13 protein-coding genes are annotated in these 16,889 nt (G+C 33.5%); 6 read left to right on the top strand and 7 right to left on the bottom strand.

Annotated features, from left to right (window positions below; translation table 11 throughout):
* The 3 genes from ACWVCY_RS01545 to sucD all read left to right on the top strand — a co-directional run bounded on the left by ACWVCY_RS01545 (position 1) and on the right by sucD (position 2,674).
* Positions 1-606, top strand: coding sequence for a FumA C-terminus/TtdB family hydratase beta subunit (locus ACWVCY_RS01545; protein ID WP_455139789.1), 606 nt, complete (start codon positions 1-3; stop codon positions 604-606).
* A gap of 66 nt (positions 607-672) precedes the next feature.
* A complete protein-coding gene (gene sucC, locus ACWVCY_RS01540; RefSeq protein ID WP_455139787.1) occupies positions 673-1,809 on the top strand; it encodes an ADP-forming succinate--CoA ligase subunit beta in 1,137 nt (378 codons plus the stop codon).
* 1 nt (position 1,810) lies between these two features.
* Entirely contained in the window at positions 1,811-2,674 is an 864-nt protein-coding gene (gene sucD, locus ACWVCY_RS01535) for a succinate--CoA ligase subunit alpha (RefSeq protein WP_455139785.1), read from the top strand.
* Between the two features lie 93 nt (positions 2,675-2,767).
* Here the strand turns inward: sucD and ACWVCY_RS01530 are convergent, their stop codons facing one another.
* Complete coding sequence (locus ACWVCY_RS01530; RefSeq protein WP_455139783.1) at positions 2,768-5,734, bottom strand: anaerobic glycerol-3-phosphate dehydrogenase subunit C; 2,967 nt, start codon at positions 5,732-5,734, stop codon at positions 2,768-2,770.
* Positions 5,735-5,939: 205 nt separating this feature from the next.
* On the opposite strand from ACWVCY_RS01530, the gene ACWVCY_RS01525 reads away from it, so the two are divergent.
* Positions 5,940-7,940, top strand: coding sequence for a GNAT family N-acetyltransferase (locus ACWVCY_RS01525; protein WP_455139825.1), 2,001 nt, complete (start codon positions 5,940-5,942; stop codon positions 7,938-7,940).
* Between the two features lie 86 nt (positions 7,941-8,026).
* Here ACWVCY_RS01525 and ACWVCY_RS01520 read toward each other — a convergent pair whose 3' ends face one another.
* The 4 genes from ACWVCY_RS01520 to ACWVCY_RS01505 form a co-directional block, all read right to left on the bottom strand.
* Positions 8,027-8,932, bottom strand: coding sequence for a hypothetical protein (locus ACWVCY_RS01520; protein ID WP_455139781.1), 906 nt, complete (start codon positions 8,930-8,932; stop codon positions 8,027-8,029).
* A gap of 97 nt (positions 8,933-9,029) precedes the next feature.
* Entirely contained in the window at positions 9,030-9,752 is a 723-nt protein-coding gene (locus tag ACWVCY_RS01515) for a LysE family transporter (RefSeq protein ID WP_455139779.1), read from the bottom strand.
* Positions 9,753-9,814: 62 nt separating this feature from the next.
* Entirely contained in the window at positions 9,815-10,585 is a 771-nt protein-coding gene (locus ACWVCY_RS01510) for a polysaccharide deacetylase family protein (RefSeq protein ID WP_455139777.1), read from the bottom strand.
* Positions 10,586-10,611: 26 nt separating this feature from the next.
* A complete protein-coding gene (locus ACWVCY_RS01505) occupies positions 10,612-11,529 on the bottom strand; it encodes a dimethylarginine dimethylaminohydrolase family protein (RefSeq protein ID WP_455139775.1) in 918 nt (305 codons plus the stop codon).
* A 423-nt stretch (positions 11,530-11,952) separates the two neighbouring features.
* Here ACWVCY_RS01505 and ACWVCY_RS01500 point away from each other — a divergent pair, with 423 nt between their 5' ends.
* Positions 11,953-13,491, top strand: a complete 1,539-nt coding sequence (locus ACWVCY_RS01500) for a hypothetical protein (protein ID WP_455139773.1) — start codon at positions 11,953-11,955, stop codon at positions 13,489-13,491.
* Positions 13,492-13,765: 274 nt separating this feature from the next.
* Here ACWVCY_RS01500 and ACWVCY_RS01495 read toward each other — a convergent pair whose 3' ends face one another.
* The gene (locus tag ACWVCY_RS01495) at positions 13,766-15,469 is read right to left on the bottom strand and encodes a hypothetical protein (protein WP_455139771.1); all 1,704 of its coding nucleotides are present in this window, start codon (positions 15,467-15,469) and stop codon (positions 13,766-13,768) included.
* Positions 15,470-15,480: 11 nt separating this feature from the next.
* Positions 15,481-16,368 (bottom strand): ABC transporter ATP-binding protein, encoded by an 888-nt coding sequence (locus ACWVCY_RS01490; RefSeq protein ID WP_455139769.1) that lies wholly within the window; start codon positions 16,366-16,368, stop codon positions 15,481-15,483.
* Between the two features lie 203 nt (positions 16,369-16,571).
* Here ACWVCY_RS01490 and ACWVCY_RS01485 point away from each other — a divergent pair.
* On the top strand, positions 16,572-16,889 hold a 318-nt coding region (locus ACWVCY_RS01485; protein ID WP_455139767.1), incomplete at its 3' end, for a hypothetical protein.

Here is a 16,889-nt window from a genome sequence, read left to right as displayed (position 1 = left end):
ATGGCAGAATACCATTTTAATACCCCAATTTCGAAAGAAGATGTGCAAAAGCTAAAGATTGGAGACGTTATTTATATTTCAGGAGTAGTATTTACAGCACGGGATGAAGCTCATGAACGTGCATTAGAATTAGCTAGAAAAGGCGAAAAAATGCCTATCAATTTTGAAGGTCTTGCTGTTTATCATTGTGGGCCTGTAGTTCAGAAAGTAAATGGACAATGGGAAATTGTCGCGGCTGGGCCTACCACTTCTACACGTATGGATCTTTTTGAAGACGAATTTATTAAAACTTTTAACGTAAATGTAGTCATAGGAAAAGGAGGCATGGGACAAAGAACAGCAAAGGCAATGAAAGAGTATAAGGCAATATATACTGCTTTTGTTGGTGGTGCTGCAGTTGTAGCAGCAAGAGGAATAAAGCGAGTCAAAGAAGTTCACTGGCTCGACCTAGGTACTCCAGAATGTCTTTGGGTGCTCGAAGTAGAGAATTTTGGTCCTTTAATAGTTGGAATAGATACAAACGGAGATAGTCTTTTTCAGATCGTAACTGATGAAGCTAAAGCAAATTTGAGCAAAATTGGTGAGTTTTTAGGTATTCAATTCTAAAAGGAACCACTCCCTTTATTTTTTGATATACACTGATTAAATCATTATTATACAATATTGTACAGTTTGGAGGTTAATAAGATACGTCTTCTTGAGTATGAAGCAAAGGAAATATTCAGTGAATATGGAATTCCCCTTGCTAAACGCCTTGTAATAATTAAAGGTGATAACATTAAAGAAAAAGTTGATCAATTTGATTTTCCTGCTATAATAAAATCACAAATAGCAATTGGCAGTCGAAAAAAAGCAGGTCTTATTAAAATAGCACAAACAAGAGAAGAAGCACTTTCTTTGTGTGAAGAGTTCTTTAGAAGAAAAGTAGGAAATTATGGAGTTGAAGCTATACTAGTAGAAGGATTAGCTGATATTAAACACGAATATTATTGCTCCATTGCACTAGATACTTCTGGGAGGCGTTTTATACTCATCGCAAGCGCTGAAGGAGGAATTGATATAGAAGAAGTAGCAGCAACTAGACCAGAAGCTATCATTAAACAACCCATTTCTTTACTAGAAGGGTTGACTGAAGACACTGCAAGAAGGGTAGCTAAACGATTAGGACTGCAAGAAAACCTTATAGATTCAGCTAAAGATCTTTTTCTTAAGCTTTGGCAAATAACGAAGGACAAAGAAGCCCAGTTGGCTGAGATCAATCCTTTAGTTCTCACCCCTGAAGGATTGATTGCTGTCGATGGAAAGATGATGCTTGATGACAATGCAGCTTTTAGACAACAAATCGTGAAAGAACTTCAAGATCGCAAGTTAACAGATTTAGAAAAAACAGCTCAAAGAGTTGGTTTTTCATTTGTAGAATTAAATGGTGAGATTGGGATTCTAGCAAATGGTGCTGGTCTAACCATGGCATTACTTGATGTGCTGGCTCAACATGGTTTAGCAGGTATGAATTTCTTGGATGTAGGAGGAGGTGCAAGTAAAGAACGAGTATACGAAGCATTAAAGCTAATCTTTTCAATGAATCCAAAAGCTGTATTAATTAACATATATGGAGGCATTACTCGTTGTGATGTAGTAGCTGAAGCGATCTTGCATACATTGAAAGAATTCCCAGAAGCTCCACCAATGGTAATTAGATTAACTGGGACTAGAGAGGTTGAAGGTGTTGCTATATTGAAAAATGCGGGTATTAATGCTTATCAAGATATGATGGATGCAGTAGAGAAACTTAAAGGAGTTGTTGGCTAAGATGTACATAAGTGAAAACAGTAGAGTATGTGTTCAAGGAATTACGGGAAATCAAGGTAAATTTCATACACAATTGATGCTTGAATATGGTACAAACATCGTAGCTGGAGTGACACCAGGGAAAGGGGGTCAAGATGTTTTAGAGATTCCAGTATTTAACTCTGTTTCCGAAGCAGTTAAAGAACGAGGAGTAGATACAAGTATAATATTTGTTCCTGCAAAATTCACTTATAGTGCTGTTATGGAAAGTCTTGATGCGGGAGTTAATATGACATGTGTGATAACTGAAGGAGTTCCTGTACACGATATGTTACGTCTTGTTGAGACAGCACATAAAAGGAGATTACATCTTATTGGGCCGAATACTCCTGGAATGTTAATTCCTGATAAAATAAAATTGGGAATTATGCCCAGTGATATGTGTCATTTTGGGAGTGTGGCTACTATCGCAAAAAGCGGTACACTATCTTATGAGATAGCCAAATCGTTAGGAAATGCTGATATTGGTGTCTCAGCCTATATTGGAATTGGAGGAGATCCAATTAGAGGAACGACTTTAGAAGAAGCATTTGATTATTATGTAAAAGATAAAGGTACAAATGTAATCGTGTTAATCGGTGAAATCGGAGGAGATGATGAAGAAAAAGTAGCTACTTATATAAAAGAGGTATCTGTGGATAAACCAATTGTTGCATACATTGCAGGTAAAAGTGCACCAGAGGGAAAACGTATGGGACATGCTGGGGCGATAATTTCGGGTAATGTCGGTACAGCACAGGGTAAAATAGATGCTTTATCTGCAGTTGGAGTAAAAATTGCAGATGCTCCTTGGGATATTCCCAGAATGGTTAAAGAATTGCTCTAAAAAGCAGATTTTAATCTCTTTTTTCTAATAAAAACACCTAATAAGTGAATCAATCTTTTAAAAATAAAAAAGAGAGAGAGGGATTTTCGTGGTTTATTGTCTTCCTAAACCATAAGCATCACGAAGAACTTGAGTGGGATGATAGATCTCTTTTTCTACATTTAAAAGTTGTAATTTACATGTTGGGCAATCTGTAACTAGAACATCAATATCCTTTCTTTTAGCTTCTGGGTATAATGATCGTTCAGCTATCTGTTGGCCATATTTGTAGTTTTTAGTTTTAAAACCCCATGATCCTAGTTGTCCACAACATTCGGTCTTAAGCGGAACCAAATCAATACCTGGGACATCTTTCAATAGATTAACAGAAGCTCCTTTATGCCCTGTACTAAGAAGATGACAAGGTTCATGATACCCAAATCGAAGTTTCTTTTCTGATGTTCCATCGAAATCTGTATTTAACACACCTTCTTTCTTTAAATTAACAATATAATCAGAAAAGAAGTGCACATTGTCATGGACTAGTTTAGAATCATCATTCCCAACAAGGGTCTCGTGTAATTCATCTTTGAGTGTAGCAAAACAGGAGCTACATTGTGTCACAACATCATACCCATTTTTCACATATTCTGCAAAAACTTTAGCATTTTTCTCTCCTTTTTGCTTAGCTACATGACCAAGTCCATTAGAAAGGAGGGGAATACCACAACAGTATTGCTTTTCTGGAACAACTACTTCAATATTATTTTTCTCAAGAACCTGAACCTCAGCAATGGCTATATCCCTATTTTCGGTATAATTAGCAAAACAACCGTGAAATAAGGCGACTTTCTTCGTCGGATTTTCTGGTGGAGGATTTTCTTTCCTATAATTCTTGAACCATTTTTGAAAAGTATTTCTGGTAAATTTTGGAAAATTCGCATTATGATGAACACCACCAAATAGCTCCATTAAGTATTTATTTGGACCCCAAAGCCCAATATTTGATAAGGGGGAGAAAAAACTTCCCATCCGAGCAACTAGTTCATAATTTCCTGAGAAATAATGCCCACGTGGGATTTTTCCTATGAATGGTAGTTTTGATTTCTCATAGTGCATGATCTTAGCATCAAACATAATTTTTGGTATGTTTACTCCAGAAGGACAATCTACCAGACACATCATACAGCCTGCGCAGTCTTCTAAGATTTGTTGAGCATCTTTGGTGAAAAGGATATTTCGGTCTAATTGACCTGAAATTATACCTCGCATCAGATTTGCACGTGCTCTTGGAGAAGAAAATTCACCATTAGTATCTTTTTTTACTCGGTAAATAGGACAATCACGCTGGGGAAGAAATTCTACAGTACATTGACCACATCCATGGCAAGATTCAATTACATCAGTAAAGCCCCAATTAGCATCCCAAACTAAATTAGGTTTCATATCAATTGTAGAATATTCACCGCCAAAACGGAGGTTCTTAATAAGAAGATCTTTTTTGTCAGTAATTTTATTATCAGGATTCAATAAGTTAAGAGGATCAAAAGAGTATTTTAAATCTTTAAATTTCTGGTAAATTTCAGCTCCATATAGTTCTTTAATATAATTTACTCGATCTAATCCATCATTATGCTCACCAGAAATCGATCCACCAATACTTATTACATAGGAATTTACTTCATCAGCTACTTTTTTAATTAGCTCGAGATCGTTTGGATCTTTCGTATTAACAAAAGGACGTGTATGAATGAGACCTTTTGCGGCGTGACCATATATAGCTGCTCTTAACCCATATTTAGGGAAAACTTCTTCTCTTAACTTTGTCATATAATGTCCTAAATATTCAACAGGTACTGTTTGGTCTTCTACAAATGCCATAATACGACGAGGTTCTTGAACTTTCTGAAGTAAAGGGACAGCTTCTTTTCTTACTTTCCAAAGAGTAGCTTGCTCTGTTGGATCAGAGGATGCTCGCATTTCTTGAGTCAATTTTTCTTGATCAATAATTAATTCTTTTACTTTCTTGACCTTTTCTTTACGAATATTTTCATCATCATCATCAAATTCTATATATAATACATTATCAACCCCTTCAGGGATTATACTTTTTAGAGAGGGATTCATCTGAACTCCAATTTCGAGAACACTCTTTCCAAGTACTTCAATTGCTGAGGGGCCAATTTGTTTAACTATTAGATCTACAGCTCTTCCTGATTTTGCTAATGAATCAAAATCCATTACTATAAGTGTCATATTCTTAGGTTTAGGTATGAATTTGATTTTTGCTTCGATGACAATCCCAAGTGTCCCTTCAGAGCCCAAAAAAAGTTTAGATAGGTCAATTTTGTTCTCATTTATAACTTCTTTAATATTATAACCACTTACATTCATTTTAATTTTGGGCCATTTATCTGAAATAAGAGCTTGTGTTTCTGGGTTATCAACAATTTCCATTACAGATTTATAAAGTTGAGCTTCCAAACTGTCTGAAGAAATAATATTATTATATTCTTCTGAGCCGATTTCTATCGGATGTGTTGTAATTTCTTCTCCATTAGATAAAATAACTGTTAATTCCTGTACAAAATCTCCCATATAACCATATTTTATTGCATGTGCTCCAGATGAGTTTGTTCCAATCATCCCTCCAATTGAAGCATAATTTTCGGAAGAATTATCAACATATACTATCTTTCCGATTTTAGCAAGTTCTTTATTGAGATTTCCGCATATTACACCAGGTTGAACACGAGTATACGATTGTTCCTCATTGATCTCAATGACTCTATTCATATAGCGACGAAAAGCGAGTATAATTCCTGGCCCTAAACTAGCACCACCTAATCCTGATCCTGCCCCTCGTGCATGAATCGGGATTTTGTTCTCATTGGCATATTTTATTACTTCTTTTACATCGTTTTTGTCCTTGGGATACACTACACAAGTTGGGGTAATTCTATAAATACTTGCATCAGTACTATAGAAATAACGAGAAATATCACTCGCTGAAACATCCCCATTGATCCGATTTTTTAGTTCTTTTTCAACAACTTCGGGTTTAAAGCTAGTGACTGTCATTTTAATAACCTTATATCCTTATGAAATCAGCGCAATAGTTTTATTTATTTTCCTGCAAACTTTGAAAATACCCTTAAAAAATCTAACGCGCTGAAATCAGTACTTTGAAGTATCAAATTTGTATCTTCTGGATGTTCTTAAATAGTTTGAATACATATTCAAATGACAAAAACAGAAGGGTATCAAATAATGATCGAAGCTATCCATAGATATCAAAACCATTCTATCTTTAGCTGAAAATTACGATCACCAACACAAAAAATTAAAAATAAATGATAAAATAATAATTGGTCATAAAAGGTGGAAATCCCTGTATCAACCAATAGAATCAGATGAAGGAATCTACACTTCTCCAACCGCAGCTCTTTCACACATTAAACCTGGTGATCGTATATTTATTGGAACTGGATGTGCAGAGCCTCGTCTTCTACTTCTTCATCTTTCTAATATGGAAACACAAACAGAGGACAATGAAATATATCATGTGAATTCTTATGGTCCAGCTCCTTATGTAAAGCAACAATTTGTGAAAAGATTTCGTTATAATAGTATATTCATCACTGATAATATTCGTAAAGCTGTCAAAGAAGGTAGAGCAGATTATACTCCTATATCCTCAAGAAAAGTCCCTGATCTTTTTCGGAAGAAGGTCATTCCGATTGATGTTGCACTTGTTCAAACCTCTCTTCCAGATGAATCAGGATATGTAAGCTTAGGAATAAGTGTTGATCTCACCAAAGCTGCTATTGAAAATGCTAAGTTGGTTATAGCAGAAATAAACCCAGAAATGCCTGTTACTCATGGGAACAGTTTTATCCATATTTCAAATATAGATTATATGGTAAAAAATGTTAGTCCTTTAACTGAATGGACCCTACCTGTCATGAGTCCGGAACGTTTGCCAATTATCGAAAAACTTGCTATAAATGTGACAAGATTAGTTGAAGATGGATCAACACTTCATATAGGAGTAGGTAACGTTGCACACGAAATAACAAAACATCTTTGTAGTAAGAAGGATTTAGGAATACATTCTGAATTGATAACTGATTCCATTCTTGATCTAATTGAATGTGGTGCCATTACAAACGCTTGTAAAACCATTCATAAAGGAAAAACTGTTACTACTTTCTGTCTTGGCACTAAACGATTATATGATGCAATTAATGATAATCCGAATTTCCAGTTTTATCCTTCAGACTATGTTTTGGATCCTGATATTGTAGCAAAAAATTATAAGATGGTCACGATCAATTCAGCTTTAGAAATCGATTTAACAGGACAAGTTGCTGCAGATAGTTTAGGTCATTATCTATATAGTGGTATTGGAGGAGCAGTAGACCTTCATCGAGGAGCACAACGTTCTGTTGGTGGTAAAACTATAATTGCACTTCCTTCTACGTCAAGTGATGGCAATTATTCACGAATTGTGTCAAACTTGACCCCAGGAGCAGGGGTTGCGATTACTAGAGCTGATATTGAGTACGTAGTAACAGAATATGGTATAGCTTATCTTCATGGAGCTTCACTTCGTGAAAGAGTGCTTACTATGATTGAACTAGCTCATCCGAAGTTTAGAAAAGAATTATTTTTAAAAGCAAAAGAGTTAGGTTACTGTTATCAAGATCAGATATATAATGATCCTTCTAAAGGAAGGTTCTTTTACCTTCTATATCCATGGGAGCATCAAGAAATTTTCACAATGAAAAATGGAACTAATGTTCGTGTTCGACCTATTCTACCAAGTGATGAGGATAAACTTCGAAGATTTTTTTACTCATTATCCAAGGAAGCTAGATTTTACCGTTATTTTAGTGCAATACGAGCATTGCCTCACTCACTAGCTCAGAAAGAAGCAAACATCAACTTCAACACAGATTATGGAATTGCAGCATTTCTTGGTCCAGAATCAACTGAACAAATTATTGGAATAGGACACTTTTTCATTCTTTTCGACCATTCAACTGCTGAAATTTCTCTTCTAGTACGTGATGATTATCGAAACCAAGGTTTAGCGAGGTTCTTCCTCAAATATCTTTCAAAGAAATCAAAAGAGAGGGGTGTTAAGACATTTGTAACTGAATTAATGATGGGAAACCAACCTGCAATTCATTTATTAAAAGATTTTGTCAAAAGTGGATTAGCTAAGAATGGTAGGATCCAAAATGAGGATGGAGTAACTATCTTATCATGGGAACCAGTTTAATTCCCTCATTTATGATAAGTATAATAAAATAAATCATTGAAAAAGAGTAAATCTTGTATATGTTTATAATATATTCTTTTTCACTATCAAGGTTTTTCTAGAAGTTGTTTTCCACTGAAAATCCGAAATTCACCTACAGTTTGGGTGGTTTCAACAGGACGATACCATTTTGTCTTAGTACCAATCTTAGCTCTTGCTTTCCAACTACGATTTTTTGGGAGTTTATCAAAATAAGTTAGCATTTCATCTATTTTTGCCGATATTGAGGTCCTCTGAGTATCATCGAGCTCTTTAAATTCTGTTAGATTGTTTTTAATGTTAATCAGATTAGTGCAAACTGTATGATAAAATCCCCAAGCATACGTTCCATCTTTGAGGTATTTTTTTCCTATATATTCTATATTAATCGTTTCAGGCTGATCAGAATACCCTATTTTATGTGGTAACAGCAACATTATTGTATCTACAACATCTTTATAATTCATATTCACTATTTGAGCTTTTCCGAGAAGTAATTCTGATAAGGGGAGAGTAGGTGAATCTAATTTTAATCGTTTATCGTCAAGATCTATATCGTGATTGAATTTAATTTTTCCATAGAAACAATCAATAAACCACCAATTTTTCGGATGTACGTAAATTCTACGTTGGCTTGCAGCCGTGCTTAAAGTTGGTTTTCGTTTAATATAACTTTTTGCTTCCATAAACTTATCAGCTTTCTTCATATGTTTGTATGAAATCGCTCCATCAATATCTGTGATTTCAACTTTGTCTCCTAACCTTTTGAGACTTTTATACAGATCTTCTAACCCATGAGGTTGAACATGCAGGCGAATTGCTAATCCTCCAAGTAATCGGAAGTTAATTCCAAATTTTTCGCCTTCAGAGACTAAATTTTTGGCTTCATCGATAAAAACCTGAAGGGGAATAACGCCTCCCCATTCTTCAGGTAAATCAATTAATTCTACACCTTCTTTTTCCTGTAATGTCATTAAATTCACATCATCAAAAAAAAATAAATCTAAATATATTCATTTAAAGAGATTTTATCTTGTTCAAAATATTTTCGAAAGATAATTTCTGAATCATTTACAGTTTTAGGATAATAATTAATACTTCAAACATATTAATCAAAATTACAAATGCAAAAATAAGTAGAATGAAAGCTGAACCTTTTGTTACAACCAAAATGAATTTACGGTTAGGAGTTTTACCGATTACAGCTAAAGTCGTATTAAGTACTAAAACCCAAAGAAATATTCCTGAAAGAAACATCAATACAATAATTAAACGAGAAAATAGATCTGGAAAATTTAACTTGCTGAAAAGTATTATAGTCCCTGCAGATGTCCACCAAAGATAAGTCCAAGGAGAAGTTACAACAATGGATAGACCAGTGATATATTTGTATAGAAAAAATTTGTAATTTTTCGTTTTGTGATTTAAATTTCCGTCGGATCGAATTTTTATAGATTCATTCGGATTTATTGATGGTTTTAATAGGGTAGAGAATCCTAGATAGCTTAAAACTCCCAAATTAATAGTAAAAAGTGCTAATTTTAAAATAGGATTACTAAAAAAGGATGATAAGACTTCTCCACCTATCGTCAACGCTGTTAATGCAACTAAAAAATCTCCTGTCATAGCTCCTATACCAATTAGCACTGCAGACATCCACGCAAATTTCCGAGAAACAGAAGTGTTAAGAGCATGTTTAATCATTTCAAGATTAATTGGGCCTAATGGAGCAGCTAAAGTTACTCCTAAAGTAGCAGTAATTATCCATATCCCAAAATATTCAAAAATTTCCAATTAAAGTCAGATCCTGAGCATATTCAAAGTAAATAATTATGTAAAAAATTTTTATCATCAAATTATAATGGTCTTTTGTTGAGTATATAATCTGTTGCGTCTTTCATTTTTAGAAAAATAACTTCTTTAGTCTTCATATACTCGATGAGTCTTTCTAATATCTTTAATCGGTAAGAATGTCCTATAGCTGCAGGATGACAAGTTAGTGTGAAAATTCTACGATTAGAGGGAACATCATCTTCATTGATAAATGCTTCAAACTGGGATTGCCATATCTCATAAGCAGTATTTGGGGAATGTTGATGAATTTCAAATATTACCCAGTCATCAAGAAACCATTCAACAGGGAATTCCACAAGATTCAACGATTGCAGAATGAAAGGTCGGTCATCCGAGAAAAGACTACTATCATATAATAATCCTGCCTCAGAAATTAGCTTAAGGGTATTATGAGACAGCTGCCAATAAGGAGCTCTAAATCCTTTAATCTCGGTAGTAAATTTATTTAAAGATTCCATCATCATTTTAATTATGATTTTTTCCTCTACTAGCGATAGTTCATTTAAATGTTCATGTAGATACCCATGAGCTGCTAATTCATGATCATCTTCTAAGATATTTTTCACAGACTCAGGGTATTCATCTGCAACCCAACCACATGTAAAAAAGGTTGCCTTAATTTCATGCTTTTTTAAAAGAGTGAGAATCCGGGGGATACCACGATTAATGGCAAATTGGCCTTTTGAAACTCTTCCAAGCTCTTCACGTTGTCTGATTTGGACACTTTCAGCATCAAAGTCGAATGTTAGGCATACAATTATCTTAGATTTCATGTTTATCCCACAATTAAACTATATTTTTATGTCTGTCTTAAAATAGGGAGTGTCATACAATGAGGCCCTCCTCCTCCACGATGTAATTCACTTCCCTGAATAGGAATAGCATCAACATTATATTCATTAAGCTGTTTAATTATTCTTTCATTCCATTCATAAATCACACATTTCTTTTTATCAAGACACACAACATTTGCTCCGAATAAATACAGTTCATGATCAGTAATAGGGATTTTTTCAAGTTCATAATTTCCCATAAAGAAATCCATCAGGGGAAGAATTTCTATTGATTCATTTTCCCTAAATACACGGACAGGAAAGGTCGTAACCGAGGGGGGATGATATAATATTAGATCTTTATCTAAAAACATTAACCCTCCATCAAGATGAACTCGCCATGAAGGTAAAGGAATAAGAACAACTGTTTTTACCACCAATCCTAGTAGGGATTTCATAACTTGTATAGCTCCCTCCTCATTTGTTCGTGGACCATAACCAATGAGCGCTGTATTATTATCAGGAAATACAAGATCTCCACCCTCTAACAAACCTGGCATTATAGTGGAATGAAGTTTAGGTATTTCAAGATGCTCAAAAGCTTTTTTCATCAGAATTGGCTCGAAGCTTCTCACACGATGTGCCATACGCATCTCTACATATCCATGTGGTGTAATCAATCCAGCATCGCGTACAAATACACTATTAGGATTAAAATTTCTTTGATTTGATAAAATTTGGTTTAAGTAAACAATTTCAATTTTTTCATTATCAAGAATATTACAAAAAAATTCATGTTCTTGCTGGAATCGTCGCCAATAAACCACATCTCGGAAAGATAGCTCTTTAAAACTTTCGATAGTGATCTGTTTCACCTCAGGGCCAGGATGAAACATCAAAACCTTTTTCAAAGGATGGTATTCACATAACGCACCATATTCCATGGATTGGGACCTCAAGGAGTGATATATTAGGGTTATCAGTTATTTGAATAAGAGGATTATAGGAATTTTGCTATAACTATTTTTCCTTTACGATGGATTATAATTGACCTCCTAATAACGAAAAAGTAAATCTTCGTTCAAGATTCCCATCTACTATCAATTATTTTGGTTTCTTCAAAGAATAATTATTTTCAATTAAACTAAATCACTGCTATTCATCCTATTAATTGAGATATTGGTTTGATGTTAATAATCGTATAAAAGCATTTAAAATATTGATAATTCAAAACTTGATTAAATAGAAGTTTTGTGTATTAAAATTCTATAGAAAAATGTAAAAAATATATATAATATATATAGTATATATTTATTATAGATAAGAGTTTTAGATATCTTACCAGAAAAACAAAGCTTGGAGAACTATTGATAGACCTAGATAAAGATCAGAAATTAAAACTAGGAGACTATGGAGAAATAACCATACATAATCAAAATCAATTTGAATTAACACTTGATTATAAAGCTGCTCCAGAAGTTGATCAATCTAACTATCATCTTGAAGCTTATTTCTTTCTACCTATTAGTTTTAGAATAATTAAAGAAAATTATCCAAAAAAACGATTTTATGAGGATTTACAAGTTTATATTCGGTTTAATCCAATCCAAATTTCATTGAATGAGATTTTAAATCCTAAGAACCAAAAATCCCCTCTTAATAGAGCCCTTGATTTGTTAAATAAAAAATTTGGGGGCGATGTTGGTGCAAATATAGAAGAGGGAATAATTCATGAATTAAAAATGTTAGCAGTGATTGTTGTATCAGTTCTTGAGAGATCTGTCGAGCGAATTAAAGATCTCCTCTCCCATTATCCAATTACAGATCAAAATTTTTCTGATGCACGAAACCAGGTGAATGCTTTTATAAATTCGATACAACATTTTAATCAACAATTTCGACAAAGAAGGGTAGATTTTCATTCCTCTCTTACTCCAAAAGAAGTAGAAGAAACATTTGAATTTGTTTTAGAATACATAAGTATCAGTATTCAAAGAGAATTAACAAAGCTCTTCAAGATTATTACTTTATTAAGTACCTTAGAATTAGAGGAAATTGAAAAGAAAATTCGCACCCTCATTGAAGATGAGCACAAATTTCGATTAAGGTGTGGCTTTTCTTCAATTCTAATCAAGGGAGAAGAAAATGAATCTTTTCCATATAGATATTCAATTTTAAAAAAGTATGTTTCTAATGTATTATATCTTACAGCTCGTCCTGAAATTCAAGGTAAACTTCTCAAGGAAGTTGGCTATGCTTCTGCAGCAGGTATTGCAATGTTATTGACCGTAATTCTTACATTTCTTTCTCAAACATTTTTTGAAGAATATACTCTTCCTTTCATTGTAGTAATTGTATTTGCCTACATTCTAAAGGATCGTTTAAAAGAATGGTTAAGATTAATATTAGGAGATAGATCAGGATTCAGAGGAAAACCTGATTTTAAATCAACTATCAAAGATGAGGAAGGTAACAAAGTCGGAAAAACTACAGAAAAATTTGCCTTTATAAATAAGCTGCCTGGTGAAATCAGTAATCTACGAAATATCGATCATTTAACAAAGATTGAACAAGAAGGAAAACCAGAAGTCATAATCAAATATACTAAGGATATTCAAATTTACCCTAAAGTAATTACTTCAGAACACGCTAGGGTTCTAGATGTCAGTGATATTATCCGTTTCGACATTTCAGGTTTCTTGAGTAAGATAGAAAACCCATATAGATATTTCGAATGGTATAATTTTCAGAATCAGTTAGTTGAGACAGTTAAAGCAGCTAAAGTTTATCATCTCAATTTTATTGTAAAATTTTCGAAAATAAATCATACTACTGTTGATACCAGTATGCATCGAGTTTGTTTGATTTTGGATAAAGATGGAATTAAGAGAATAGATCCACGATAAGCTGAAGATCAGTATAATTTATTTTTTCCTTCTTAAAGGATTTTTTTAAGTAAATTAGAGCTAAATAAGGATTTAAAAATTGTTAGAAATGATTCTAAATATCATAATTTGAGTCAATAAGAATTAAAATTCTAATTCGTATCCCTCAATAATAAGAATAATTCTAATAATCTCTTCCTCCAAGAAACCAATAATAACATTATTACGATGATTATTAAGAAAATTTCACTAGATCTCATTGCTATTCAACCTTAGGGTAATAAAAAAAAAGGAATTAAGCTAAGAAATCTTGCTTAGATATTCCTTTTTTCAAGGTGTAACTATATAAGAATAGGATTAATGCAGTACCAATCAAAGCAGCGGGTAAAAAATCAATGAAAGTTATTTTCCCTAGAAAAACTCCAAGATGATCGAAGTATCCAAAAGGTGATAAGTAGATTATTGGTTCAATGTTTCCCATAAATCCCAAAATTATAATAAGGATAGCAAAGAAGAATCCAAGCGTAATTGTTTTAAGAGCACGTTTTTGATGCAAGAAAAAGGTTAAAGCAACGAAAAATACGAAAATAACACAGTAAGCCCAAGTTGCTGCAAGAAATCCTAGTAATGTCTGTCCTAAATCAGTATATACTCCTAGAATAAGTTCTGTAGCTAATATTGCAAGGAGACTACCACCAAATAATAAAATAATGTAAAAAATCCCTGCCAATGTCCGACCGAAGATAATATTTGCTCCTGTTTTAGGAAGGATCCAAGTAGATTCTGAATAATTATTTCGATAATCACGGGTTGAAAGATCATAAACAGCATACAATAGAAACGGTCCAAAACTCATCCAACCAAATCCTAATACTTCAATAGCTATAAAATAAGCTAATGCGTCCATTGTGGGATCATATCTATAATTGAACATTCCTGCATTGATCATTGGTTGATCTAGATTAGCCAAAACTACAGGTGCTCCTGCTTCACCTCCTTGAAAAAATACCAAAACAATATAAGCTGAAATAAAAGCTATAAAAAAGAAAAAGATTGTAAAAACACCAGCTGAGGAATGTAACTGATCACGAAATGCAGGAAATTTCCAACCCATTTTAGAGATCATTACATCTAAAGGTTTTCTAATAAAAGATAACTTGTCCAAAAATTTAGAAGATTTAATGGCCTTTTCCTTCTTTTTGGTTTGAGGCCCTCCTTCTAAAATATCTTTAGATCGCAACACAAGAATTGTCAAGATGAGTAGAATTGTAACTAAGATCAAAGTAAGAAGCAAAAACTCTACGTTCCAAGTGCCAAGGAAACTATGAGAAGAAGCTTCTGCCTGAGAATAGATACTTAGATCTCTCAAGAGCTTTAATTCCTCTATTTGTCGTGTTTGGTCAATTAAGAAAGAAAAAACAAAATATCCACCTCCAAGTTTATACCCACCATTTTTTGAAAAGGTTAAGGATGATCCAAAGGCGGTTAGAAATAAAACAATCAAGGACATGGCCAAATTTAACCCAAAACCTATGGTTATATTAGAAATAGTTTCTAAAGATTCATTAATGATAAGAAATATAGTTGCCAGGAGATACGAGGGTATAGATACGAGTATCATAAGTATGACAACAAGAAATGAGCTCTCCAAGAGAAATTTTGTCATAGATTTCGAAGTACTAAATAGATATTCTTTGCCATCTCTTTCACTAAAGGGGAGAATATTTACCCCAAGGTAAATAGCTAAGAGTGGCAAGAATATTGTTAAAGCCACACTCACAGATAGTGTTATCCAAAAATGATATCCTGGATTTTCCAAAGTTATTGTTCCTAGAAAGCTAAGATAAGAAACATAAGACATTAATGTTTCTTCACCAGGGTAAAATGAACCATAAAATATGACAGCAAGAGATAACATGAAAGCAATAATAAAAAGAACCGTCTTATAACGATAAAAATGTAGATATAATCTATGAATCCAATTAGGTGTTTGATTCATATTGATGCCTCCTAAGCTTTATAAAATTGTAAGAAATAAGCCTCTAAGCTTGCAGGTGGAAAGGAGAGTTCCTCTGGATCCATAGGAAGAAGTACATTAAGATAAGACTGAATTGATTCTGATTGTTTCACTAAAATTTTAACTTTATTATCCTTGAATTCTAAAAGGCTATCGCCTAAAGCATTAATTTGAGTCGAATCAGGTTTCCGTAAGCTAACTTCCAACACACGTGAGACTTCACGATTTAGAGTTTCAATGTCATGAACGTCTATTAAATGCCCTTCACGAACAATACCAACACGATCACAAATACGTTGGACCTCATCTAGATTATGACTACTAAAGAAAATTGTCTTTCCACGATCTTTAGCATCAGTAAGGAGATTATATACTTCCTGTTGTAGTAGAGGATCTAGACCAGATGTTGGTTCATCCAACATTAAGAGGTCTGGGTCGTGCATTAAACCAGCGATTACAGCAACTTTTTGTTTATTACCACGTGATAATTCCTTAATTTTTCGATCTACAGGAAGTGAAAACCGATCGATTAGTTCGTGACGACGTGGACTTGATACTCCTCGCATACTTTCAATATAATCCAAGAAGTCTTTGGCGGAATAATTCTCCGGAAGATTAATACCTTCAGGAATGTAACCTATAGTTTTACGTAGATCAGGATTAGCTCTTGAAACAAGGTTTCCATCTATAAAGATCTCCCCAGCAGTGGGAAGAAGAATATTCATTACACATCTAATTGTTGTTGTTTTACCAGCTCCATTGGGACCAAGAAAACCAAAGATTTCTCCTTTTTTAATTTCAAGATCTAGATTTTCTATACCACGAACTGAGCCATAATACTTCGTCAGTCCTTTTATTTTTAACTTTATGTTACTATTCATCTCAATTTCTTCCTCTATTTAGTAGAAATTGTTATTCATCTTTAAGCATTGCATTGTTTGAGTCAATATTGCAAAGCTATGCATTCCATTGCAACGCAAAATATATATAAAAAGCTTACTCTGAGGGTAATTGCTTCTAATTACGAAGAATAAGCTCTTACTAAAAAATTTCCTTCATTATTAGGCAGAGGATTTGAGTATGAATGACAGGGGCCATAAAACTCTCTAAATATGAAAAAAAGTTTATTGAACTGTATGGAGACTTATTCACCCTTCGTGAAAGATCCAAGAACTTTGGTAGAATATTTTCCTTATTAATTTTAAAAGCAACAGAGGAGAATCACGGTTTAACCCAAGATCAAATTGTTGAATGTCTTATAAAAAATGGATTGGTACCAAATATTTCTCAATCGACTGTTTCGAGAACTTTAAAACAACTACGGAAAAATCAATATTGCCAATCTGTTGGTCACAATGTTCGTGAAAAACAAAAATACTTTACGAAAAAAAGCTTCCATGAT

The organism is Candidatus Hodarchaeum mangrovi (assembly GCF_975850365.1).
Note: the sequence above shows the minus strand (reverse complement) of the source record. Positions and strands in the feature narration are given on the sequence as shown.